This is a genomic window from uncultured Microbacterium sp. (genome assembly GCF_937927635.1).
Lineage (GTDB): Bacteria > Actinomycetota > Actinomycetes > Actinomycetales > Microbacteriaceae > Microbacterium.
Genome location: NZ_CALBRW010000045.1, coordinates 87,512 through 108,634, shown reverse-complemented (window position 1 = coordinate 108,634; position 21,123 = coordinate 87,512). Strand labels below are relative to the sequence as shown.

Here is a 21,123-nt window from a genome sequence, read left to right as displayed (position 1 = left end):
AGGACGGCCTGCTGCATGTCACCGAGGTGCGCAAGCTCGCCGGTGGCAAGCGCGTGGAGGACGTCGGAGACGTGCTCTCGGTCGGCCAGAAGCTGCTGGTGCGCATCACGAAGATCGACGACCGCGGCAAGCTGTCCCTCGAGCCCGTGCTCGAGGAGGCTCCGGCCGAGGCCGAGAAGGCCGCGGAGCCCGCTGAGGCGTGATCCGAGCGGATGCCGCTGAACCGGCATCCGGCCGAAAGAGCCCGGTGGCGTGCGAGAGATCGCATGCCACCGGGCTCTTCATCATCGGACGTGACCGGATCGTTACGAGAAGTTGCGACGCACGCCCCGGTCCCGGCCGATACCGCCTGCGCCGTCGCTTAGCCTGTCAGTACGCACGGGGGTGCGTGATCGCAGGATTCTCACGGGGGTGAGGGATGAGGCTCTTCTCGAACGGCACGGCCGAACGGCAGCCGCGCCCTGAGGCAGCCCTCGATGAGCATCCGTCCGCCCCGATCCCCGTGATCGGCCCCGGTGTGGGGGAGAGCATCCGCGTGCCGCTGGGCGAGACGGGCTTCTCGGTGTTCCCGCTCATGCTGGGCGCCGCCGAGTTCGGCTGGAACGTCGACCTGCCGACGAGCCACGTGCTGCTCGACCGCTACCTGGAGTACGGCGGCAACGCGATCCACACCGCGGACGGGTTCTCCGGGGGACGCAGCGAGCACATCATCGGCCAGTGGCTGCGCTCCCGCGGCGCCCGCGATCGGGTCGTGCTGAGCGTGCGAGTGGGATCGCACGCCGACAACCCCGGTCTCGGCTCGGTCAACCTCGTGCGGGCCGTTGAGGGCTCGCTGACCAGACTGGGCGCCGAGCGGATCGATGTGCTGTACCTGGATGCGTCCCTGGACGACGACGCCACCAATCTGGAGGACACGCTGGCCACCGTGGAGTGGCTGCGGGACGCCGGCAAGATCTCGGCCGTGGGCGGCTTCCGCTTCGCACCGGAGCGGCTGGTCGAGGCACGCATCCTGGCATCCGCCGGCTATCCGCGCCTGCACGTGCTCGACGAGCCGTACAACCTGGTGCGGCGCCAGGAGTTCGAGGGCGACCTGCGTCTCGTCGCCGACGCGCAGGGCCTGGCTGTGACGCCCTCCCATGCTCTGGAGCACGGGTTCCTGTCCGGTCAGCACCGCAGCAAGGCGGCCGTCGCGGGCGTGCGCGGCCAGCAGCTGCGCAACCAGCTGAACCGCCGCGGCATCCGCGTGCTTCGTGCGCTGGACCTCGTCGCGGCGGAGCTCTCCGTACCCGTCGCGGCCGTGTCCATCGCGTGGCTGCTCGCGCAGCGCACGATCGTCGCGCCCATCGTGAACGCCTTCGCAGAGGCGCACGTCGACGAACTGATGCAGGGCGCCGGGGTCACGCTCAGTCGCACCCAGCTCGCCGAGCTGAGCCGCGCAAGCGCCTGAGCTCGCGGCACGTGGATGCCGCGACGTCGGCAGCGTGTCCTAAGCTGGAGGCGTCGCGGTGCCGCGGCATGAAGCGAGCAGGGTTGTGACGCACTACATATATCTGGTCAGACACGGTGAACATCAGGATGCCGAGTACGGCATCGATGACGGACCCCTCTCACCACGAGGACAGCGTCAGGCCGAGCACATCGCCGATCGGCTCTCCGGCCTTCCGCTGGACGCCGTGTGGCACTCGCCGCTGCTGCGCGCGGCCGAGACGGCACGTGCGATCGCGGAGCGGCTGCCGTCCGTGGATCCGCAGCCGTCGGCCCTGCTGTTCGACTGCGTGCCGACCGGCATGACCGAGGACACTCCCGCCGCGTACGAGCCGTTCTTCGGCTCCGTCAGCGACGCGGAGATCGAGGCGGGGCGCGCGCAGATGGCGGATGCCACGGGGGAGTTCCTGCGGCGCCGTCACGGCGAGGTGCACGAGGTGCTCATCACCCACAACTTCGTCATCTCCTGGTTCGTGCGCGAGGTGCTGGGCGCACCGGACTGGCGCTGGATGACCCTGAACCAGGCGCACTGCGGCCTGACCGTGATCGCGCAGAAGCAGGGCAGGCCGTGGTCGCTGCTCAGCCACAACGACCTCGGCCACCTGCCCATGGAGCTGCGCACCGGGCTTCCCGACTACGCCTCGGTGTGAACGGCGCCGTCATGCGGCCTGGCCCTGGTCTCGGCGAATCTAGACTGGACGCATGACGACTCAGGTCGCCCTCGTCGGCGGAACAGGCAAGCTCGGGCGCATCATCCATGGGGTGATCGATGACCTCGACGGGTTCGAGGTGCGCAATGTGCTCGGCTCGGCCAGCGACCTCGGCGAGCTCGACGGCGCGGATCTGATCGTGGACGCCTCCACGCCGGCGGTCAGCGTGGAGGTCGTGCGCGCGGCGCTGGAACGCGGCATCAACATCCTCATCGGCACGTCCGGCTGGTCGCAGGAGCGCATCTCGCTGGTGCGTCCGCTGCAGGCATCCGCCGGTACCGGGGTGGTGTTCATCCCCAACTTCTCCATCGGCTCCGCACTGGGCACGGCCCTGGCGGCCACCGCCGCGCGGTTCTTCCCGTTCGCGGAGATCATCGAGACGCATCGCGACACCAAGATCGACTCGCCCAGCGGCACCGCGGTGCGCACGGCCGAGCTGATGGCCGACGCCCGCGAGGCCGAGGGCCCGTTCCACGCGCCGCACGTGGACCAGCGGGCCCGCGGGCAGCAGGTGTCGGGCATCCCCGTGCACTCGCTGCGTCGCCCCGGCGTGATCGCCCGGCAGGAGGCGATCCTCTCCGGTGCGGGCGAGACGCTCACCATCGTGCACGACACCGTCGACTCCGCGGCGGCCTATGCACCAGGCATCCGGCTGGCGCTGCCCTTCGCCCGCGACGCGCGCGAGCTGGTCGTCGGACTGGAGAACGTCATCGACCTCGGCGCGCGCTCGTGACCTCGCGCATCGGCGTCGCCGTGATGGGCGCCGCCCTGCTGCTGTACATCGTGGTCGCGGTGTGGTTCGCCGTGCTGTTCCTCCGCGGCGGCACCGCCGTGTCGATCGGGATGGGCGTGGCGCTGATCGTCATCGCGCCGATCGGCGCGTGGGCGATGATCCGCGAACTGGTGTTCGGCTACGCGGCCGACCGGCTGGGGAGACAGCTGGACGGTGAGGGCGGCATGCCTGAGGCTCCGGCCGAGCTCACGCCCAGCGGGCGTCTGCGCCGTGAGGACGTCGAGCCGATGATCGAGCAGTACACCAGCGCCGCGCAGGCGGATGCCGAGGACTGGCGCGCGCACTACCGCCTGGGCGTCGTGCAGGATGCTGCCGGACGCCGCAAGGACGCGCGTGTCAGCATCCGCCAGGCCATCCGTCTCGCCCGCGTGCGCCCCTAGAACCCGCCAGACAGCGGGGCCGGATCAGGCCAGGCTGGCCTCGAGGGTGATCTCGATGCCGGCGAGGGCCTGCGACACCGGGCATCCGGTCTTCGCGCCCTCCGCGATCTCCTGGAACTTCTCCGGGGTGATGCCGGGCACGGTCGCGTTGACGTTGAGGTGGCTGCCGGTGATGCCGGTGCCGGGCTTGAACGTGACGGATGCCGAGGCGTTGACGCGCTCGGGCGGGGTGCCGTTCTCGGCCAGCGCGTGCGAGAGCGCCATGCTGAAGCACGAGGCGTGCGCGGCGGCGATCATCTCCTCGGGCGTCGTGGTGGTGTCCGAGCCCTCGCTGCGCGCCTTCCAGTCGATGGGGAAGGTGCCCAGGTTGGAGCTCGAGAACGCGACGGTGCCCGAACCCTCCATCAGTGATCCGGTCCAGGTGGCGGCGGCTTCGCTGGTGATGGCCATGGTTCCTCCAGAGGTGGAATTCTGCGGGGCGCGGGTTCGCGTCGCTCCGCAAGCCTACCCACCCGGAGGGTCCTCCGGTACTGTGCTCAGGCTGCCGGAGCGGCGCGGCCGACCAGGCCGGCGCGCTGCAGCAGCAGGTACAGCTGGCAGCCCAGGCAGAAGCCGAAGGCGGCGTTCAGGAAGGCGGCGATGAACGCCATGGCTGTCGCGATCGGAAGGGCCAGCGGCACCCCCGCCAGATGCAGGATCAGGCCCACGGCGACGACGAAGAGCCCCACGCCCTGCGCGAAGCGCGGCGGACGCGGATCCTCCAGCTCGGCCGGCGGCGCCAGACGCGGGCGAACCGCCTTGCGGAACAGCACGCCCCACGGCGCGGTCCTGGGAGAGAGCACACTCCACAGGAACAGCGCGGCGATGACGAGAGCCAGCCAGAACGCCGCGCTGAAGCGGGAACCGCCGATCTCGACCAGACCCAGGAATGTCGCCACCAGCAGCAGCACCGACGTGGTGGTCGCGCCGAAGCGCGGAGCACGCGGGTCGATGCCGCGGGCGGGTGCGGAGTCGGTCATGATGCCTCCTGAAGGGCGGGGAGCTCGGTCAGCACGGCCTCGACGTCGGCGCGGCGCGGTGCGCCGTTGAACCGCGCGACGAGCGCGGCGTCCGCACTGATCACGAACGTCGTCGGGGTGCTCAGCACGCGGTGCCGTGCAGCGAGATCCGGGCGGTGGGTGAGGTCGACGTCGACGTGCTCGACGCCGGGATGAGCGGATGCGATGCCCTGCAGCATCCTGCGCACCTGCGGGCAGCGCGCGCAGGTCTCGGTGCTGAACTGCACGAGCGCGACCCGGCCGACGGTGACGCCGAGGTCTGTCAGATCCACAGCATCCGAACCGCGACGGCGGCGGCCGTCTCGGGCACGCCAGATCACCCCGGCCACGACGGCGACCGCGATCAGCGCCGCCAGCGCGATCAGGGCGGAAAAGAAGGGCATGCCCCCACGATAAGTCGGTCTGCCGGGGGCGGGGCCGGATGTGACAGAGCATGACGATCCACCCCCTGCCGCGCTGTCGCAGGTATCGTTGCAGGCATGAGCGCCGCCGTCCCCACGCCCTATGAAGACCTGCTCCGCGACGTGCTGGAGCACGGCACGCACAAGGACGACCGCACCGGAACCGGAACAACCAGCGTGTTCGGCCGGCAGATCCGTTTCGATCTGTCCGCGGGGTTCCCGCTGATCACCACCAAGCGCGTGCACTTCAAGTCCATCGCGTACGAGCTGCTGTGGTTCCTGCAAGGCTCCTCCAACGTGCGCTGGCTGCAGGAGCACGGCGTCACCATCTGGGACGAGTGGGCGGATGCCGACGGCGACCTCGGCCCGGTGTACGGCGTGCAGTGGCGCAGCTGGCCCGCGCCCGACGGTGCGCACATCGACCAGCTCTCGCAGGTGATCGACCAGATCCGCGCCACACCCGACTCCCGTCGGCTGATCGTGTCGGCGTGGAACCCGGCCGACATCCCGGACATGGCGCTGGCGCCGTGCCACGCGCTGTTCCAGTTCTATGTCGCCGACGGGAAGCTGTCCTGCCAGCTCTACCAGCGCAGCGCCGACCTGTTCCTCGGCGTGCCGTTCAACATCGCCTCCTATGCGCTGCTGACGCTCATGGTGGCGCAGCAGACCGGTCTCGAACCCGGCGACTTCGTCTGGACCGGCGGCGACTGCCACATCTACGATAATCACGTCGAGCAGGTGCGCGAGCAGCTCACCCGCGAGCCGTACCCGTATCCGACGCTGACGTTCGCTCGCACGCCGGACTCGATCCTCGACTACGCCTACGAGGACTTCTCCGTCGAGGGCTACCAGCACCACCCGGCCATCCGCGCGGCGGTCGCGGTATGACGCTCGGCCTGATCTGGGCGGAGGCGCACGGCGGGGTCATCGGCGCCTCGGGCGGGATGCCGTGGCACGTGCCCGAGGACCTCGCGCACTTCAAGCAGATCACCCTCGGAGCCCCCGTCGTCATGGGCAGGCGCACCTGGGACTCGCTGCCGGAGCGGTTCCGTCCGCTGCCGGGCCGGGAGAACATCGTCATCACGCGGCAGGCTGCGTGGACGGCCGACGGCGTGCGCCCTGCGGCGGACGTCGAGGAGGCGCTGGCGGGCCTGGACGATGTCTGGGTGATCGGCGGCTCGCAGATCTTCGGCGCGGTGATCGATCGTGCCGATCGGCTCGAGGTCACCGAGCTCGATCTGGAGGTCGACGACGGCGACGCCTTCGCACCCTCGCGAGCAGGCTGGCGTCTGGTGGACGAGGGGGAGTGGCAGCTCTCCCGCACCGGCATCCGCTTCCGTTTCCTGGGGTACCAGCGCTGATGCCCACCGCACTGATCACCGGAGCCAGCGCGGGCCTGGGCGCCGAGTTCGCCCGCCAGCTGGCGGCGAAGGGCGCCGACCTCGTGCTGGTCGCCCGTGGCGCGGATGCCCTGGAGACCCTCGCCGCGGAGCTGCGCACGCGGCACGGTGTGGCTGTCGAGGTGGTCACCGCCGATCTGTCGGTCGAGGCCGAGGTCGTTCGCGTCGCCGATCGGGTCGCGGATGCCGGGCATCCGATCGACCTGCTGGTGAACAACGCCGGATTCGGACTGCCGCTGCAGTTCGCCGACAACGACATCGATGACGAGGTGCGTCATCTCCGCGTGCACGTGGAGGCGTCCATGCGGCTCATGCACGCCGGCATCCGCGCGATGCGTGGACGGGGCGGGCGCATCGTCAACGTGGCATCCGTCGCCGGCTTCATCTCCCGCTCGACGTACTCGGCCTGCAAGGGCTGGCTGATCGGCTTCAGCCGCTGGGCGAACAACGAGTACTCCGCGGACGGAGTGACCGTCACGGCCGTGTGCCCCGGTTTCACGCACACCACCTTCCACTCCAGGATGGGGCTGGAACCCGGGCACGAGGGCGTTCCCGCGCTGATGTGGCTGGACGCCCCGCTCGTCGTGCGGGAAGGACTGCGGGACGCCGCGCGCGGGAAGGCGGTGTCGATCCCGTCGCTGCGGTACAAGGTCATCGTCGCTCTGACGCGCGTGCTGCCGAGCTCTCTCACGGCGGGCGTGGCCCGTCGCGGACGGGTCTGACACGGATTATCGCGGTCACCGGCTCATCACGGCGCCCGCGACGGGATAATCTGGATGCCATGACGCACACGGACAACCCCTTCGGGCAGGTCATCGTCGCGCTGGTCACTCCGATGACCGCCGACGGCGAGGTCGACTGGCCCGCCGTCGAGAAGCACATGGACGACGTGATCACCGCGGGCGTCGACGGCATCCTCGTCACCGGGACCACCGGCGAGACCTCCACGCTGACCGACCCGGAGAAGATCCGCCTGGTCGAGGTCGGCAAGGACGTCGCCGCGGGCCGGGCCAAGATCATCACCGGCGGCGGGTCCAACGAGACCGCGCACGCCATCCAGCTGTACCGCGACAGCGCCAAGGCCGGCGCCGACGCCATCCTCGTCGTCACGCCGTACTACAACAAGCCGACCCAGGCCGGCGTCCTGACGCACTTCCGCATGGTGGCGGATGCCACGGATCTGCCGATGATGCTCTACGACATCCCCGGGCGCACCGGCGTGCCGATCGAGTACGAGACCATCCTGCGCCTGGCCAAGCACCCGAACATCCTCGCCGTCAAGGACGCGAAGGGGAAGTTCAGCGAGGTCAGCCGGGTGCTGAACCAGACCGACCTGATGTACTTCTCCGGCGACGACGCCAACGTGCTCCCGCACCTGGCCATCGGCGCGACGGGCCTGGTGGGCGTGACGGCCAACATCGCCGCAGCCCCGTACCGCACCATCGTGGATGCCGTGAACCGCGGCGACCTCGCCGCGGCCACCGCCGAGCACCAGCGCCTCGAGCCGCTGGTGCGCGCGGTGATGACCCACATCCCCGGCACCGTCTCGACCAAGTACATCCTGCACGGCCTCGGCCGGATCGGCAGCCCGCGTGTGCGGCTGCCGCTGGTGGGCCCGGAGGAGTGGGAGGCGGCGATCATCGAGGATGAGCTGTCACTGGTCCGCGACGTCCCCGGCGCCGATTTCTCGAACTTCCGCCCCGACCGCAACGCGGCCGCCGGCGGCGCACTGCCGAAGGTGCCAGGCACCACACGATGAGCGCACCACTGCGCTGAACTGCACTATCGGGCACGGGGTGTCCGATTGAGGAGACTGAATGTCCATCCCCATTTCCGCTCCCGAACCGCTCGCCAAGGGCACGCTGCGCGTGTTCCCGCTCGGCGGTCTCGGCGAGGTCGGGCGCAACATGACCGTGTACGAATTCGACGGGAAACTGCTGATCGTCGACTGCGGCGTGCTGTTCCCCGAGGAGTACCAGCCGGGCGTCGACCTGATCCTGCCCGACTTCGAGCCCATCAAGGACCGGCTCGACGACGTCGTCGGCGTCGTGCTCACGCACGGCCACGAGGACCACATCGGCGCGGTGCCGTACCTGCTGCGCCTGAAGAACGACATCCCGCTGATCGGCTCCGGGCTCACCCTCGCACTGGTGGAGGCGAAGCTCAAGGAGCACCGCATCAAGCCCTTCACCCTCACGGTCAAGGAGGGGCAGAAGGAGAAGGTCGGCCCGTTCGACCTGGAGTTCATCGCCGTCAACCACTCCATTCCCGACGCGCTGGCCGTCGCCATCCGCACCCCTGCCGGCCTCGTGCTGGCCACCGGCGACTTCAAGATGGACCAGCTGCCGCTGGACGGACGCATCACCGACCTGCGCGCCTTCGCACGTCTCGGCGACGAGGGCGTGGATCTGTTCCTCGTCGACTCCACAAACGCGGACGTGCCGGGCTTCACGCCCACCGAGCGCTCCATCGGGCCGGTCCTGGACCAGGTCATCGCGAAGGCGCCGCGCCGCGTGATCGTGGCGAGCTTCTCCAGCCACGTGCACCGCGTGCAGCAGGTCATCGACGCCGCGGCCGCCCACGGCCGGCGGGTCGCGTTCCTGGGCCGCAGCATGGTGCGCAACATGACGATCGCCGAGCAGCTGGGCTATCTGCACGTGCCGGACGGCGTGCTCATCGACTACAAGAAGGCCCGCGACCTGCCCGACGACAAGATCGTCTACATGTCCACGGGCTCGCAGGGCGAGCCGATGGCCGTGCTCAGCCGTATGGCCAACCTCGACCACGCCATCGAGCCGGGCCCCGGCGACACCGTCATCCTGGCGTCCAGCCTGATCCCCGGCAACGAGAACGCCGTGTACCGCGTGATCGACGGACTGACCAAGCTCGGCGCGCACGTGGTGCACAAGGCCAACGCCAAGGTGCACGTCTCCGGACACGCCGCGGCCGGCGAGCTGCTGTACTGCTACAACATCCTCACGCCCAAGAACGTGCTGCCCGTGCACGGCGAGTACCGTCACCTGTTCGCCAACGCCGCGCTCGCGCAGAGCACCGGCATCCCGGCCGAGAACACGATCATCGGCTCCAACGGCACCGTGGTCGACCTGAAGGACGGCAAGGCGACCGTGGCCGGTCAGCTGGACATCGGGTTCGTGTACGTCGACGGCTCCTCCGTCGGCGGCGTGACGGATGCCGACCTGAAGGACCGTCGCATCCTCGGCGAGGAGGGCTTCGTGTCCGTCATCGTCGTGGTGGACTCCGCCACCGGGCGCATCATCTCCGGCCCGGAGATCCACGCCCGCGGCGTCGCGGAGGACGACAGCGTCTTCGACGACGTCACCCCGAAGATCGTCGCAGCGCTCAAGGAGGCCGCAGGCAACGGCGTGCGCGACAATCACGCCCTCTCGCAGATCGTGCGCCGCACGATCGGCCGCTGGGTCAACCAGAAGCTGCGTCGTCGCCCGATGATCGTCCCGCTGATCATCGAGGCCTGAGCGACGTCCGCAGAGGCCCGTCGACCTGATGGTCGGCGGGCCTCTGCGCATCCGGAATCCGCGGAAACCCGCGTCATTGCGGGCGGATGTCGGCACCTGGCCGTACCGTGGACACATGGCCAGGAGCACCACGAAGTCTGAGCGCGCGTCGACGACGCCCGCGTCGCGATCCAAGCGGCAGACGACCTCGCGCGCCTCCAAGCCGAAGTCCGCCCCCGCGCCGAAGAAGTACGTCGACGCCGCAGACAAGCCGCCGGTCATCGTGCGCATGTGGCTCGGACTCGCCCATGTCGTCGGAGGCCTGTTCCGTGCATTCGGCCCCGAGGCGCTCGAGAAGGATCAGCGGCGCGACGGCTTCCCGTTCTTCCTGGTGCTGCTGGCCTGCGCGGGTGCGGTCGTGGAGTGGTTCTTCATCGGCGAGCCGGTCGCGCAGACCGTCAGCGCCTACACCTTCGGACTGATCGTCGGCCGCGTGGCGTTCGTGCTGCCCGTGCTGCTGCTGCTCCTGGCCGGCTGGCTGTTCCGGCATCCGGCATCCGTGAACGACAACGGGCGGATCGGGATCGGCTTCGGATTCTTCACCCTGGCCATGGCGGGCTTCTGCCATGTCGCCTCCGGCACCGTCGGCGCGGCCGGCGATCTCGTGCGTCCGCAGCCCAAGGACGGGATGCCCGCACTCAGCGCCGCCGGCGGCCTGTTCGGCTGGCTGCTGGGGGAGCCGCTCGCGCACCTGACGCCGGTGGTCGCGTACATCGTGCTGGCCGTGCTCACCGTGCTCAGCATCCTCATCCTCACCAAGACGCCCCCGAACCGCATCGGCGAGAGGCTGGGCGACCTGTACGCCTGGATGTTCGGCGCGGAGCGCCCGCTGCATGCGGCCGCCGTCGACGAGGCTCCGCAGGACGACGAGGACGGCAAGGACTCGCTGCCCTGGTGGCGGCGCAACAGGACCGGCCGCGAGGAGGATCCCGACGACGGGGACTCGTCGCAGGCCATCACGGCACTGTTCGAGGAGGCCACGGGAGAGGGCGCCTACGATCAGGCCGTGCTCGTCGACGACGACATCCACGACGCCGCCACCGAGGTGCTCACCGACATCAGCGCGCTGACCGGCGGGCTCGGCGAGCAGAACACGACCGCGCTGCTGGACGACGAGGGCTCCACGGGCGAGCTGCCGGGACTGGACGGCTTCGGCACGAACGGCCCGGGCGCGGGTGGCCCGCAGCCTCCCGCCGCACCCTACGTGCTTCCGCCCACCACGATCCTCAAGGCGGGTCCGCCGCCGGTGACGCGGTCGGATGCCACCGATCACACCATCGCGCAGATCACCAGCGTGCTCGAGCAGTTCAAGGTGGACGCCAAGGTCACCGGATTCTCGCGCGGCCCGACGGTCACGCAGTACGAGGTCGAGGTGGGACTGGGCGTCAAGGTCGAGAAGATCCTGCAGCTCAGCAACAACTTCGCCTACGCCGTGGCCTCCAACGACGTGCGCATCCTCTCGCCGATCCCCGGCAAGAGCGCCATCGGCATCGAGATCCCCAACGTCGACAAGGAGACCGTCGCCCTCGGCGACGTGCTGCGCTCGCCCGCGGCGCAGAAGAGCACGCATCCGCTGACCATCGGCGTCGGCAAGGACGTCGGCGGCAAGATCGTCGTCGCCAACCTCGCCAAGATGCCGCACCTGCTGGTGGCCGGCTCCACCGGGTCCGGAAAGTCCAGCTTCGTGAACTCGATGATCACGAGCCTGCTGGTGCGCGCCCGTCCGGCGGATGTGCGGATGGTGCTCATCGACCCCAAGCGCGTGGAGCTCACCAGCTACGCGGGCGTGCCGCATCTGATCACCCCCATCATCACGAGTCCCAAGAAGGCGGCCGAGGCGCTGCAGTGGGTCGTGAAGGAGATGGACATGCGGTACGACGACCTCGCGTCGTTCGGGTACCGCCACATCGATGACTTCAACAAGGCCGTGCGCAACGGTGAGATCCAGTTGCCGGCCGGCAGCGAGCGGGTGCTCAAGCCGTATCCCTACCTGCTGGTGGTGGTCGATGAGCTGGCCGACCTGATGATGGTCGCCCCGCGCGACGTCGAGGACTCGATCGTCCGCATCACGCAGCTGGCCCGAGCCTCCGGCATCCACCTCGTGCTGGCGACGCAGCGACCCAGCGTCGACGTCGTCACCGGTCTGATCAAGGCCAACGTGCCGTCCCGGCTGGCGTTCGCCGTCACCAGCGTCACGGACAGCCGGGTCATCCTGGACTCGCCGGGGGCGGACAAGCTCATCGGCCAGGGTGACGCCCTGTTCTCGCCGATGGGGTCCTCCAAGCCGTTCCGACTGCAGGGCGCGTGGGTCGAGGAGAGCGAGATCGCGGCCGTCGTCAAGCACGTCACGCACCAGGCGCGGCCCGAGTATCGTGCCGACGTGCAGGAGTCGGCCGAGGCGAAGAAGAAGCACGTCGACGAGGACATCGGAGACGATCTCGAGCTGCTGCTGGCCGCCGCCGAGCTCATCGTCTCGTCGCAGTTCGGCTCGACCTCGATGCTGCAGCGCAAGCTGCGCGTGGGCTTCGCCAAGGCCGGTCGCCTGATGGACCTGCTGGAGTCCCGCGAGATCGTCGGACCGTCCGAGGGGTCGAAGGCCCGCGACGTGCTGGTCACCGCCGAGCAGTTGCCCATGGTCATCGCCAAGCTCCGGGGCGACGATGTGCCGGCGCAGAAGCCGGCCGCACCGGCAGCGCCCGCCGCTGTCGAGCACGACCCGTACGGGCACGACCCCGTCGAGCAGCAGTTCGAGGGCATGCCGGTCGTGGAGAGCGAGGACGACGGCGACGAGGACGCCTGGGGCCTGACGGGCCGCGACTGATGGCGATCCCCCGGCAGCTCCCGAATGCGATCACGATCGCCCGCATCCCGCTGGCGATCGTGTTCTTCGTCCTCCTGCTCCTGGCGGGGACCGATGGCTCGGCCGACCTGGCCATGCGGTGGGTCGCCGGTGCGCTGTTCGTGCTGGCCATCTCCACGGACTGGGTCGACGGCTACCTCGCGCGCAGGTACGAGCTCGTCAGCGACTTCGGCAAGCTGTGGGACCCGATCGCCGACAAGCTGCTCACGGGCGCCGGCTTCCTCGGCCTCGCGATCCTCGGCGAGGTGCCGTGGTGGATCGTCATCGTCATCCTGGTCCGCGAGTGGGGCATCACCGTCCACCGGCTGATGATCGTGCACGAGCACGTGGTGGCGGCGGCCTGGACGGGCAAGATCAAGACCACCGTGCAGGGCGTCGCCCTCGGCTGGGCGCTGCTGCCGCTGCACGTGTGGATCGGGATGCCGGTCTGGACGGCCGTGACGCTGGTGCTCATGATCGCGGCCCTCGCGCTCACCGTCGCCAGCGGCATCGACTACATCGTCGCGCAGGTGCGCGGCCGGCGGAGCGCGGCATGAGCGATGCGGCGGAGCTGATCGGCGCGCTGCGGGCGCGAGGGTGGACGCTCGGCGTCGCGGAGTCGCTGACCGGGGGAGCGGTCGCCGCCGAGATCGTGTCCGTGCCCGGCGCCTCCGCCGCGCTGTGGGGTGCGGTGGTCGCGTACGCGACCCCGGTCAAGCACACGGTGCTGGGCGTGGATGCCGATCTGCTGGCCCGGCACGGCCCCGTGCACGCGGAGGTCGCCGTGCAGATGGCCGACGGCATCCGCCGGGTCGTCGCGGTCGACGGACGCGCGGCAGACGTCGGGATCTCCACCACGGGCATCGCCGGTCCCGATTCGCCTGATGGGCAGCCCGTCGGCACCGTCCATGTCGGCGTGGTCACGCCGCGCGAGCGCATCTCACGGCTGCACGTGTTCGCCGGCACTCGAGCCGAGGTCCGGCAGCAGGCGACGGATGCCGCGATCGCCCTGGCACTGGAGACTGTACGGGAATAGCCGGTGCAGATCGGCGGTTGCAGACGATGTGCTCATTCGACGACACATCAGGTCCACTGCCGAAGATTCCCTCACAACTGAAGCACAGCGTGAAACAGTAGATTCAACATCGTCCAGTCGGGTTAGACTGGCGATCCACTCGGGCGGTGCTCCGAGGGGAACCGGGGAGAGGAGGTTCCGATGATCCTTGTCAGACAGGAGATCGGCGATGTGCTGCGGGACTTCCGCCTGCAGAAGGGTCGCACGCTGCGCCAGGTGGCCAGCAAGGCGTCCGTCGCCCTCGGTTACCTGAGCGAGGTGGAGCGCGGCCAGAAGGAGGCCTCCAGCGAGATCCTCGCGTCTGTCGCGGACGCGCTGGATGTTCCCATCTCGACCATCATGCGCGAGGTCGGCGACCGCATCTCGGTGCTCGAGGGCATCAGCGGCTTCCCGGACGTCGTCCCCGACGACCTGGTCGCCTCGGTCGAGCCCGAGCTGTCGCTGCACTGAGCGGCAGCGCACCGGCATGAGACGCAGCGAGTTCCTGCGCGCCGTAGACGACGAGTTCGGCGCGCGCGCGGTCTCGGTCACGCACGACCTGATCCTCAGCGGCCTCGGACTGACGGCGCTGGAGGCGCTGGATGCCGGCGTGCCGCCGAGGGACATCTGGCTGGCGCTGTGCGAGGACGCGGACGTGCCCGCCGAGCGCCGCTACGGCGTGGGACAGCTCGAGCCGAAGCGCCGCTGAACGAATCTTCGGTATTCGCATTCGGCGTGTCGTCGAAGATGCGTTCGATGAGCGCGTATCGTTCTGCACAAGTGGTCGATGTGCGATTTCTCTCCACAGCGGGCTGTTCCGCCGACGCGATGTCGGTGGCACCTCCTACCGTGATGGATGTGGCACAAGCCATGCGCCTTGTCGCAGAGTCACCCCATCCCGGAGTGGCCGCGACAGCCTACAGGCGGCAGCATCCGAGACATTGAGGAGCACGTCATGCCATCCACCGACGACCGCGAGAAGGCACTGGATTCCGCACTCGCGCACATCGAGCGCCAGTTCGGCAAGGGATCGATCATGCGACTGGGCAGCGACGAGCGCGCCCCCGTCGAGGTCATCCCCACCGGGTCCATCGCGCTGGACTCCGCACTCGGCATCGGCGGTCTGCCTCGCGGCCGCATCATCGAGATCTACGGCCCCGAGTCCTCGGGAAAGACCACGCTCACGCTGCACGCCATCGCCAACGCCCAGCGCGCGGGCGGCATCGCGGCCTTCATCGACGCGGAGCACGCGCTCGACCCGGAGTACGCCCGGAAGCTCGGCGTCGACATCGACCAGCTGCTGGTCTCCCAGCCCGACACGGGCGAGCAGGCGCTGGAGATCGCCGACATGCTGATCCGCTCCGGCGCGATCGACCTGGTCGTGATCGACTCCGTCGCGGCGCTGGTGCCCGAGGCGGAGATCAAGGGCGAGATGGGCGACTCGCACGTCGGCCTGCAGGCTCGACTCATGTCCCAGGCGCTGCGCAAGCTCACCGGTGGCCTGAACCAGACCAAGACCACCGCCATCTTCATCAACCAGCTGCGCGAGAAGATCGGCGTCTTCTTCGGATCTCCGGAGACCACGGCCGGTGGAAAGGCGCTGAAGTTCTACGCGTCGGTGCGACTGGACATCCGCCGCATCGAGACGCTGAAGGACGGCGCCGAGGCGGTCGGAAACCGCACCCGCGTGAAGGTCGTCAAGAACAAGATGGCACCGCCGTTCAAGCAGGCCGAGTTCGACATCCTGTACGGCATCGGCATCTCCCGAGAGGGCAGCCTGATCGACTTCGGCGTCGAGCACGGCATCGTCAAGAAGTCCGGCTCCTGGTACACCTACGACGGCGACCAGCTCGGCCAGGGCAAGGAGAACGCCCGCAACTTCCTGATCAAGAATCCGGACATCGCCCTCGACATCGAGACGCAGATCAAGCAGAAGCTCGGCATCGGTGTGCCGGCGGCCGTCGAGGCGCCGGCTGACGAGCTCGCCGAGCGTCGCCCGGCGTGATGTCAGGGCACCGGGAAGGGGGCGAGGAGCACCTCGCCCCCGTGATCCCGCTCTTCGGCGGCGATCGCCGGGGGCCGTCGTCGGCTCACCCCGCTCATGCCGCGAACAGGAGCGGCCGGCGGGGTGAGGCCGAGGCCGATCAGTGGCCCTCCGGGCTGATGGACGGTTCGCATCGTTCGGGATCCGTTCGCGCTGAGCCCGCTCCGTCGAAGGCCGGTCCCGAGGCCGGGGAGCCCTCTGCGGAGGACGACTCCGAGCAGCTCCGCGCCCGTGCCGAAGAGGTGCTGGTGCGCAAGCTGCGCGGCAAGCAGCTCTCCGTCTCGGAGGCACGCACCGTACTGCGCATGACCGACGTCGACCGCGAGGTCGCCGAGTCGATCATCGACGAGTTCCTGCACCGCGGCTACCTCGACGATCGCACCCTGGCCGAGCTGCTGGTCACGTCCGGCGTGGAGCGCAAGGGACAGGGGCGGATCGCTCTGTCCCGCTCGCTCGCTCAGCGCGGCATCCCGCGTGACATCGTCGACGACGTGCTCGGCGAGCTCCCCGACGACGACGCGGAGCGCGCGCTGGACTACGCGCGCGGCAAGGCATCGAGCATGTCCGGGCTCGAGCCGGACACTGCGCTGCGGCGTCTGCTGGGCCAGCTGGCCCGACGCGGCTATGGCGGATCGGTCGCGATGAACGCGGCCCGCACGGCGCTTCGCGAAGCCGGGAGCGGTCGCAGCGGCGTGCGGTTCGTCGACTCGGACTGAACAGCAGCCGATCGAGCGCCGCCGGAGAGCCCTCCGCTTCCTGCGGATCGTAGAATGGCTGGATCATGTCTCTTCTCTCCTCCGAACCGACGATCATCGCGGCCTCACCGGCAGCGATCGATGCCGACGGTCGCCGACGCTCCTACGAGGTCCGCACCTTCGGCTGCCAGATGAACGTGCACGACTCCGAGCGGCTGGCCGGGTCGCTGGAGAGTGCGGGCTATGTAGCCGCGGGTGACGGCGAGGATGCCGACATCGTCATCATCAACACCTGTGCCGTCCGCGACAACGCCGCGGGCAAACTGTATGGCACGCTCGGGCACCTGAAGTCCCGCAAGGACAAGCATGCAGGAATGCAGATCGCCGTCGGCGGCTGCCTGGCGCAGATGGACCAGCAGGCCGTGCTCGACAAAGCGCCGTGGGTGGATGTGGTCTTCGGCACGCACAACATGGGTTCGCTTCCCGGCCTGCTCGAGCGCTCGCGTCACAACCACGAGGCCCAGCTGGAGATCCTCGAGTCACTCGAGGTGTTCCCGTCCACCCTGCCCACCAAGCGCGACTCCGCGCACAGCGGGTGGGTGTCGATCTCGGTGGGCTGCAACAACACCTGCACGTTCTGCATCGTGCCCAGCCTGCGCGGCAAGGAGAAGGATCGTCGCCCAGGCGACATCCTGAACGAGATCCGGCTGCTGGTCGAGGACGGCGCCCTCGAGGTCACGCTGCTCGGCCAGAACGTGAACTCCTACGGCGTCGAGTTCGGCGACCGCCAGGCCTTCAGCAAGCTGCTGCGGGCCACCGGCGAGATCGAGGGCCTCGAGCGCGTGCGCTTCACCAGCCCCCATCCTGCCGCCTTCACGGACGACGTCATCGCGGCGATGGCCGAGACCCCCAACGTCATGCCGCAGCTGCACATGCCGCTGCAGTCCGGCAGCGACCGCATCCTCAAGGCCATGCGCCGCTCCTACCGCAGCGCCCGCTTCCTCGGCATCCTCGACCGCGTGCGCGAGCGCATGCCCGACGCGGCCATCACCACCGACATCATCGTCGGCTTCCCCGGCGAGACCGACGAGGACTTCGAGGACACCCTGCGCGTGGTCGAGCAGGCCCGCTTCTCGGGCGCGTTCACGTTCCAGTACTCCATCCGCGAGGGCACGCCCGCCGCGACCATGGCGGACCAGGTGCCCAAGGAGGTCGTGCAGGAGCGCTACGACCGCCTGACCGCCCTGCAGGAGCGCATCTCGCTGGAGGAGAACGAGAAGCAGGTCGGCCGCGAGGTCGAGGTCCTGGTCTCGGTCGGCGAGGGCAAGAAGGATGCCGAGACGCACCGCCTCACCGGACGCGCGCAGGACAACCGCCTGGTGCACTTCGAGGTGACGCCCGGCTCCGAGCTTCCCCGTCCCGGCGACATGGTGACGGTCACCGTCACGCACGGCGCGCCGTTCCACCTGCTGGCCGACGATCCGACCGGTGCGCCCCTGCGCATCCGGCGCACCCGCGGCGGCGACGCCTGGGAGGGTGCGCAGGCGGCCAGCTGCGGCGTTCCCGCGCACGGCGATTCCGGTGCCGGGCGTCCGGTCTCGCTGGGCCTGCCGACCCTGCGCGCCGGGGTGTGACCGGCATCCCTGCGCTGCACTCGCTCGCCGAGCAGGGCGGGCAGCGATGATCGCGCGAGTCTGGGCGGTCGTCGGAGCGACCGGAACCGGCAAGAGCGAGTTCGCGCTGCAGCTCGCCGAGGCGCTGCGGGCGCAGGGGAACCCTGCGGAGATCGTCAATGCGGATGCCATGCAGCTGTACCGCGGCATGGACATCGGCACGGCGAAGCTCAGCATGCCCGAGCGCCGCGGCATCCCGCACCACCTGCTCGACGTGCGGGAGGCGACTCAGGAAGCGGCTGTGGCGTGGTACCAGCCGCTGGCGCGCGAGGCGATCACCGGGATCCACGCCCGCGGCGGTGACGCGATCCTCGTCGGGGGATCGGGCCTGTACGTCTCCAGCGTGATCTTCGACTTCCGCTTCCCGCCGCGCGATGCCGCCGTGCGCGCACGCCTGGAGGCGGAGCTCGAGGAGTCCGGTGCGGGCGCGCTGTTCGAGCGGCTGAAGGCGCAGGACCCCGCGACGGCCGCGCGCATCGACGCGCGCAACGGCCGGCGCGTGGTCCGCGCGCTGGAGGTGCTCGAGTCAGGCGGAGCCACCCACGGTGCGGCGCTCCCCGAGAAGCCCGAGCTCTGGCATCCGGCCACCGGCATCGTCGGCATGAGCACGCCGCGGGACGTGCTCGTGGAGCGACTGGACCGCCGCGTCGAGGGGATGTGGCGCGACGGGATGCTGGCGGAGGTCGCCGCTCTCCGCGAGCAGGGTCTGGAGCGCGGCGTCACGGCATCCCGGGCCATCGGCTACGCGCAGGCGCTGGCGCAGCTGAGGGGCGACGCCACCGAGCGGCAGGCCATCGCCGAGACTCAGGCGCTGACCCGCCGGTACGCACGCCGGCAGGTGTCCTGGTTCAAACGGTATCCGGGCATCCGATGGGTCGAGAGCGGCGCTGCGGATGCCGCAGCGGTCCTCGCCCGTTCATGAGGGTCTGGCCGATGTCGGCGGCCTCATGCACCATGGAGTGATGACCACCCACTACTACACGGCCTCCAGCCTGGACGGGTTCATCGCGACCGTCGACGAGTCGCTGGAGTGGCTGCTCAAGCAGGACATCGACGACGACGGCCCGATGGCGTATCCGGGGTTCCGCGAAGGGCTCGGAGCGATGGCGATGGGTGCGCACACCTACGAATGGATCATGCGCCACGACGACGACGGCTGGGGCTACACGCTGCCGGCCTGGGTGTTCTCGCATCGCGAGCTCGAGCTGCCGGACGGAGCCGACATCCGGCTCACGCAGGCCGATGTGCGACAGGTGCACGCCGAGATGACCGAGCGGGCGGCGGGGAAGGACCTCTGGATCGTCGGCGGGGGAGAGCTGGTGGGATCCTTCGCGGATGCCGGGCTGCTCGACGAGGTGTGGATCCAGTACGCGCCGGTCACCCTCGGCGCGGGCGCCCCCGTGCTGCCGCGTGCGCTCGATCTGGAGCTCATCGACGTGGCGCGCAACCGCAGCTTCCTGTGCGGACGCTACCGGGTGCTCCGCGCTGAATAGACTGGTTCCCATGGTCGCATTCACCAAGGGGCACGGCACCGGCAACGACTTCGTGATCATCGAGGATGCCGACGGCGCTCTCGACCTGACGCCCGAGCAGGTGCGCGCGCTGTGCGACCGCAACTTCGGCGTCGGAGCCGACGGCGTGCTGCGCGTGGTGCGCTCCACGGCGATCTCCGAGGGCGCGGCGGCACTCGCCGAGGAGCCCGACGCCGAGTGGTTCATGGACTACCGCAACGCCGACGGCTCGGTGTCGGAGATGTGCGGCAACGGCGTCCGCGTGTTCGCGCACTACCTGCTGCGTTCGGGGCTGGCCTCGCTGGAGCCGGGTTCGACGCTGCCGATCGGCACGCGCGCCGGCGTGCGCGATGTGCTGCGCAGCCAGACCGGCTACCAGGTGGACATGGGCCGGTGGCGCCTGGCCGGCGGCGAGCCGCTGGCTCGCGCGGCGGGGCTGTCCGTCGCGCGCCCTGGGCTCGGCATCGACGTCGGCAACCCGCACGTCGTGGTCGCGCTGGCATCCGAGGAGGAGCTGGCGGGCCTCGACCTGAACCCGACTCCGATCCTCGAGCCGGCACCCGCCGACGGTGCCAACGTCGAGTTCGTCGTGCCCGGAGAGCCGCTGGTGCGTGACGGCGTCGGGCGCGTGCGCATGCGCGTGCACGAGCGCGGCTCGGGGGAGACCCTCAGCTGCGGCACGGGCGCTGTCGCCTCGGCACTGGCCGTGCGGCACTGGGCGGGCGAGCGCGCACCGCACGAGTGGCGCGTGGAGGTTCCGGGCGGCACCCTGGGCGTGCGGATGTTCCCGGCCGAGGACGGCGAGCACGTGGCGCTCTCCGGCCCGGCGCAGCTGGTGTTCCGCGGCGAGATCGACCTCGCCTGAGGCTCTCGGCGTGCGCCCGCGCTACTCGGCGATGGCGATGGGTGCGGTCGGCGGGTTGCCGTGCCTGCGCACCTTCAGCACCCGGTAGCCGCGCCCCGTGGCGGCACGGTGCACGCTGAAGCTCGAATCGAACGTCGCCGCCATCCAGCGCTGCAGGGAGTCCGATCCGAGATTGCGCTGCACGACCAGCCACGCGTCGCTGCGCTCGTCGAGTCGCGGGATCCAGCGCTGAAGCATGTCGTGCAGGATGCTCTTCCCGACGCGGATCGGCGGGTTCGAGCGGATCGTGCGGAACACCACGTCGTCGGGAACATCGTCGGGCGTGACGGCGTTGACATTGTCGAGGCCCAGCGACGCGGCAGTGCGTCGCACGAGATCCAGGGCCCGCTCGTTGACGTCGACCGCCCACACCGTGGCGTGGGGCGATGAGAGCGCCATGGTCAGGGTGATCGGGCCCCAGCCGCAGCCGAGGTCGAGGAAATCACCGCTGGGAGGCAGGGGAGGCATGTTGGACAGCAGCACGGCCGTTCCGGCATCCAGGCGATCGGGACTGAAGATTCCACTTGCCGTGGTGACTTCCAGCTCACGCCCCGCGAGGGTGACGTTGATGGTGCGCAGGTTCTCTGCACTTGCCGGGGCCGCGCTGAAGTAGTGGTCGGACGGCATGCAGTGAGCGTACCGG

25 protein-coding genes are annotated in these 21,123 nt (G+C 69.8%); 21 read left to right on the top strand and 4 right to left on the bottom strand.

What is annotated here, in order from left to right; all coding sequences use genetic code 11:
* From Q0568_RS16940 to Q0568_RS16920, 5 genes are all read left to right on the top strand, one after another.
* The coding region (locus Q0568_RS16940; RefSeq protein ID WP_298868665.1) for a hypothetical protein at nucleotides 1–203 on the top strand (203 nt) is incomplete at its 5' end.
* Nucleotides 204–418: 215 nt separating this feature from the next.
* Entirely contained in the window at nucleotides 419–1,447 is a 1,029-nt protein-coding gene (locus Q0568_RS16935) for an aldo/keto reductase (RefSeq protein ID WP_298868664.1), read from the top strand.
* Between the two features lie 85 nt (nucleotides 1,448–1,532).
* Nucleotides 1,533–2,135, top strand: coding sequence for a histidine phosphatase family protein (locus Q0568_RS16930; protein ID WP_298868663.1), 603 nt, complete (start codon nucleotides 1,533–1,535; stop codon nucleotides 2,133–2,135).
* Between the two features lie 52 nt (nucleotides 2,136–2,187).
* Nucleotides 2,188–2,928 (top strand): 4-hydroxy-tetrahydrodipicolinate reductase, encoded by a 741-nt coding sequence (gene dapB / locus Q0568_RS16925; protein WP_298868651.1) that lies wholly within the window; start codon nucleotides 2,188–2,190, stop codon nucleotides 2,926–2,928.
* Entirely contained in the window at nucleotides 2,925–3,368 is a 444-nt protein-coding gene (locus tag Q0568_RS16920) for a hypothetical protein (RefSeq protein WP_298868649.1), read from the top strand. Before dapB ends, Q0568_RS16920 begins: the two co-directional genes overlap by 4 nt.
* Nucleotides 3,369–3,392: 24 nt before the next feature.
* Here Q0568_RS16920 and Q0568_RS16915 read toward each other — a convergent pair whose 3' ends face one another.
* The 3 genes from Q0568_RS16915 to Q0568_RS16905 all read right to left on the bottom strand — a co-directional run bounded on the left by Q0568_RS16915 (nucleotide 3,393) and on the right by Q0568_RS16905 (nucleotide 4,809).
* Nucleotides 3,393–3,818, bottom strand: coding sequence for an OsmC family peroxiredoxin (locus tag Q0568_RS16915; protein WP_298868647.1), 426 nt, complete (start codon nucleotides 3,816–3,818; stop codon nucleotides 3,393–3,395).
* 86 nt (nucleotides 3,819–3,904) lie between these two features.
* A complete protein-coding gene (locus Q0568_RS16910) occupies nucleotides 3,905–4,387 on the bottom strand; it encodes a DUF4395 domain-containing protein (protein ID WP_298868644.1) in 483 nt (160 codons plus the stop codon).
* Complete coding sequence (locus Q0568_RS16905; protein WP_298868642.1) at nucleotides 4,384–4,809, bottom strand: thioredoxin family protein; 426 nt, start codon at nucleotides 4,807–4,809, stop codon at nucleotides 4,384–4,386. Before Q0568_RS16905 ends, Q0568_RS16910 begins: the two co-directional genes overlap by 4 nt.
* Nucleotides 4,810–4,905: 96 nt before the next feature.
* On the opposite strand from Q0568_RS16905, the gene Q0568_RS16900 reads away from it, so the two are divergent.
* The 16 genes from Q0568_RS16900 (at nucleotide 4,906) to dapF (ending at nucleotide 20,441) form a co-directional block, all read left to right on the top strand.
* Entirely contained in the window at nucleotides 4,906–5,715 is an 810-nt protein-coding gene (locus tag Q0568_RS16900) for a thymidylate synthase (RefSeq protein ID WP_298868640.1), read from the top strand.
* The gene (locus Q0568_RS16895; protein WP_298868638.1) at nucleotides 5,712–6,188 is read left to right on the top strand and encodes a dihydrofolate reductase; all 477 of its coding nucleotides are present in this window, start codon (nucleotides 5,712–5,714) and stop codon (nucleotides 6,186–6,188) included. The genes Q0568_RS16900 and Q0568_RS16895 overlap by 4 nt, the downstream gene beginning before the upstream one ends.
* On the top strand, nucleotides 6,188–6,949 hold the full coding sequence (locus Q0568_RS16890; protein ID WP_298868636.1) for an SDR family NAD(P)-dependent oxidoreductase: 762 nt from the start codon (nucleotides 6,188–6,190) through the stop codon (nucleotides 6,947–6,949). Before Q0568_RS16895 ends, Q0568_RS16890 begins: the two co-directional genes overlap by 1 nt.
* A 59-nt stretch (nucleotides 6,950–7,008) precedes the next feature.
* Nucleotides 7,009–7,986 carry a 4-hydroxy-tetrahydrodipicolinate synthase gene (dapA, locus tag Q0568_RS16885; RefSeq protein ID WP_298868634.1) on the top strand — a complete coding sequence of 326 codons (978 nt, stop codon included), beginning with the start codon at nucleotides 7,009–7,011 and terminating at the stop codon, nucleotides 7,984–7,986.
* A 58-nt stretch (nucleotides 7,987–8,044) separates the two neighbouring features.
* On the top strand, nucleotides 8,045–9,721 hold the full coding sequence (locus tag Q0568_RS16880) for a ribonuclease J (RefSeq protein ID WP_298868632.1): 1,677 nt from the start codon (nucleotides 8,045–8,047) through the stop codon (nucleotides 9,719–9,721).
* 115 nt (nucleotides 9,722–9,836) lie between these two features.
* Nucleotides 9,837–12,581, top strand: coding sequence for a DNA translocase FtsK (locus Q0568_RS16875; RefSeq protein WP_298868631.1), 2,745 nt, complete (start codon nucleotides 9,837–9,839; stop codon nucleotides 12,579–12,581).
* Nucleotides 12,581–13,156 (top strand): CDP-diacylglycerol--glycerol-3-phosphate 3-phosphatidyltransferase, encoded by a 576-nt coding sequence (pgsA, locus tag Q0568_RS16870; protein WP_298868629.1) that lies wholly within the window; start codon nucleotides 12,581–12,583, stop codon nucleotides 13,154–13,156. The genes Q0568_RS16875 and pgsA overlap by 1 nt, the downstream gene beginning before the upstream one ends.
* Nucleotides 13,153–13,635, top strand: coding sequence for a CinA family protein (locus Q0568_RS16865; protein WP_298868627.1), 483 nt, complete (start codon nucleotides 13,153–13,155; stop codon nucleotides 13,633–13,635). Before pgsA ends, Q0568_RS16865 begins: the two co-directional genes overlap by 4 nt.
* 180 nt (nucleotides 13,636–13,815) lie before the next feature.
* Entirely contained in the window at nucleotides 13,816–14,124 is a 309-nt protein-coding gene (locus tag Q0568_RS16860; RefSeq protein WP_298868625.1) for a helix-turn-helix transcriptional regulator, read from the top strand.
* Nucleotides 14,125–14,140: 16 nt separating this feature from the next.
* Complete coding sequence (locus tag Q0568_RS16855) at nucleotides 14,141–14,362, top strand: DUF3046 domain-containing protein (protein WP_298868623.1); 222 nt, start codon at nucleotides 14,141–14,143, stop codon at nucleotides 14,360–14,362.
* A 246-nt stretch (nucleotides 14,363–14,608) separates the two neighbouring features.
* The gene (gene recA / locus Q0568_RS16850; protein WP_298868621.1) at nucleotides 14,609–15,658 is read left to right on the top strand and encodes a recombinase RecA; all 1,050 of its coding nucleotides are present in this window, start codon (nucleotides 14,609–14,611) and stop codon (nucleotides 15,656–15,658) included.
* A gap of 41 nt (nucleotides 15,659–15,699) precedes the next feature.
* Entirely contained in the window at nucleotides 15,700–16,413 is a 714-nt protein-coding gene (locus tag Q0568_RS16845) for a regulatory protein RecX (protein ID WP_298868619.1), read from the top strand.
* Between the two features lie 65 nt (nucleotides 16,414–16,478).
* Nucleotides 16,479–18,026, top strand: coding sequence for a tRNA (N6-isopentenyl adenosine(37)-C2)-methylthiotransferase MiaB (miaB, locus tag Q0568_RS16840; protein ID WP_298868617.1), 1,548 nt, complete (start codon nucleotides 16,479–16,481; stop codon nucleotides 18,024–18,026).
* 46 nt (nucleotides 18,027–18,072) lie between these two features.
* Complete coding sequence (gene miaA, locus Q0568_RS16835; RefSeq protein ID WP_298868614.1) at nucleotides 18,073–18,987, top strand: tRNA (adenosine(37)-N6)-dimethylallyltransferase MiaA; 915 nt, start codon at nucleotides 18,073–18,075, stop codon at nucleotides 18,985–18,987.
* Between the two features lie 40 nt (nucleotides 18,988–19,027).
* Nucleotides 19,028–19,558 (top strand): dihydrofolate reductase family protein, encoded by a 531-nt coding sequence (locus tag Q0568_RS16830; RefSeq protein ID WP_298868612.1) that lies wholly within the window; start codon nucleotides 19,028–19,030, stop codon nucleotides 19,556–19,558.
* Between the two features lie 10 nt (nucleotides 19,559–19,568).
* Nucleotides 19,569–20,441 carry a diaminopimelate epimerase gene (gene dapF / locus Q0568_RS16825; RefSeq protein WP_298868610.1) on the top strand — a complete coding sequence of 291 codons (873 nt, stop codon included), beginning with the start codon at nucleotides 19,569–19,571 and terminating at the stop codon, nucleotides 20,439–20,441.
* A gap of 21 nt (nucleotides 20,442–20,462) precedes the next feature.
* Here the strand turns inward: dapF and Q0568_RS16820 are convergent, their stop codons facing one another.
* Nucleotides 20,463–21,107, bottom strand: a complete 645-nt coding sequence (locus Q0568_RS16820; protein ID WP_298868608.1) for a methyltransferase — start codon at nucleotides 21,105–21,107, stop codon at nucleotides 20,463–20,465.
* Between the last annotated feature and the right edge of the window lie 16 nt (nucleotides 21,108–21,123).

Excerpts from the sequence above, each read along its gene's own strand:
- Q0568_RS16900 (WP_298868640.1), top strand. The coding sequence starts at position 4,906 with ATGAGCGCCGCCGTCCCCACGCCCTATGAAGACCTGCTCCGCGACGTG.
- dapB (WP_298868651.1), top strand. The coding sequence starts at position 2,188 with ATGACGACTCAGGTCGCCCTCGTCGGCGGAACAGGCAAGCTCGGGCGC.
- Q0568_RS16855 (WP_298868623.1), top strand. The coding sequence starts at position 14,141 with ATGAGACGCAGCGAGTTCCTGCGCGCCGTAGACGACGAGTTCGGCGCG.
- Q0568_RS16895 (WP_298868638.1), top strand. The coding sequence starts at position 5,712 with ATGACGCTCGGCCTGATCTGGGCGGAGGCGCACGGCGGGGTCATCGGC.
- dapA (WP_298868634.1), top strand. The coding sequence starts at position 7,009 with ATGACGCACACGGACAACCCCTTCGGGCAGGTCATCGTCGCGCTGGTC.
- Q0568_RS16915 (WP_298868647.1), bottom strand. The coding sequence starts at position 3,818 with ATGGCCATCACCAGCGAAGCCGCCGCCACCTGGACCGGATCACTGATG.
- Q0568_RS16860 (WP_298868625.1), top strand. The coding sequence starts at position 13,816 with ATGATCCTTGTCAGACAGGAGATCGGCGATGTGCTGCGGGACTTCCGC.
- miaA (WP_298868614.1), top strand. The coding sequence starts at position 18,073 with ATGATCGCGCGAGTCTGGGCGGTCGTCGGAGCGACCGGAACCGGCAAG.
- Q0568_RS16890 (WP_298868636.1), top strand. The coding sequence starts at position 6,188 with ATGCCCACCGCACTGATCACCGGAGCCAGCGCGGGCCTGGGCGCCGAG.
- Q0568_RS16880 (WP_298868632.1), top strand. The coding sequence starts at position 8,045 with ATGTCCATCCCCATTTCCGCTCCCGAACCGCTCGCCAAGGGCACGCTG.
- Q0568_RS16830 (WP_298868612.1), top strand. The coding sequence starts at position 19,028 with ATGACCACCCACTACTACACGGCCTCCAGCCTGGACGGGTTCATCGCG.
- Q0568_RS16910 (WP_298868644.1), bottom strand. The coding sequence starts at position 4,387 with ATGACCGACTCCGCACCCGCCCGCGGCATCGACCCGCGTGCTCCGCGC.
- Q0568_RS16875 (WP_298868631.1), top strand. The coding sequence starts at position 9,837 with ATGGCCAGGAGCACCACGAAGTCTGAGCGCGCGTCGACGACGCCCGCG.
- miaB (WP_298868617.1), top strand. The coding sequence starts at position 16,479 with ATGTCTCTTCTCTCCTCCGAACCGACGATCATCGCGGCCTCACCGGCA.
- pgsA (WP_298868629.1), top strand. The coding sequence starts at position 12,581 with ATGGCGATCCCCCGGCAGCTCCCGAATGCGATCACGATCGCCCGCATC.
- Q0568_RS16820 (WP_298868608.1), bottom strand. The coding sequence starts at position 21,107 with ATGCCGTCCGACCACTACTTCAGCGCGGCCCCGGCAAGTGCAGAGAAC.
- Q0568_RS16935 (WP_298868664.1), top strand. The coding sequence starts at position 419 with ATGAGGCTCTTCTCGAACGGCACGGCCGAACGGCAGCCGCGCCCTGAG.
- recA (WP_298868621.1), top strand. The coding sequence starts at position 14,609 with ATGCCATCCACCGACGACCGCGAGAAGGCACTGGATTCCGCACTCGCG.
- Q0568_RS16905 (WP_298868642.1), bottom strand. The coding sequence starts at position 4,809 with ATGCCCTTCTTTTCCGCCCTGATCGCGCTGGCGGCGCTGATCGCGGTC.
- dapF (WP_298868610.1), top strand. The coding sequence starts at position 19,569 with ATGGTCGCATTCACCAAGGGGCACGGCACCGGCAACGACTTCGTGATC.
- Q0568_RS16865 (WP_298868627.1), top strand. The coding sequence starts at position 13,153 with ATGAGCGATGCGGCGGAGCTGATCGGCGCGCTGCGGGCGCGAGGGTGG.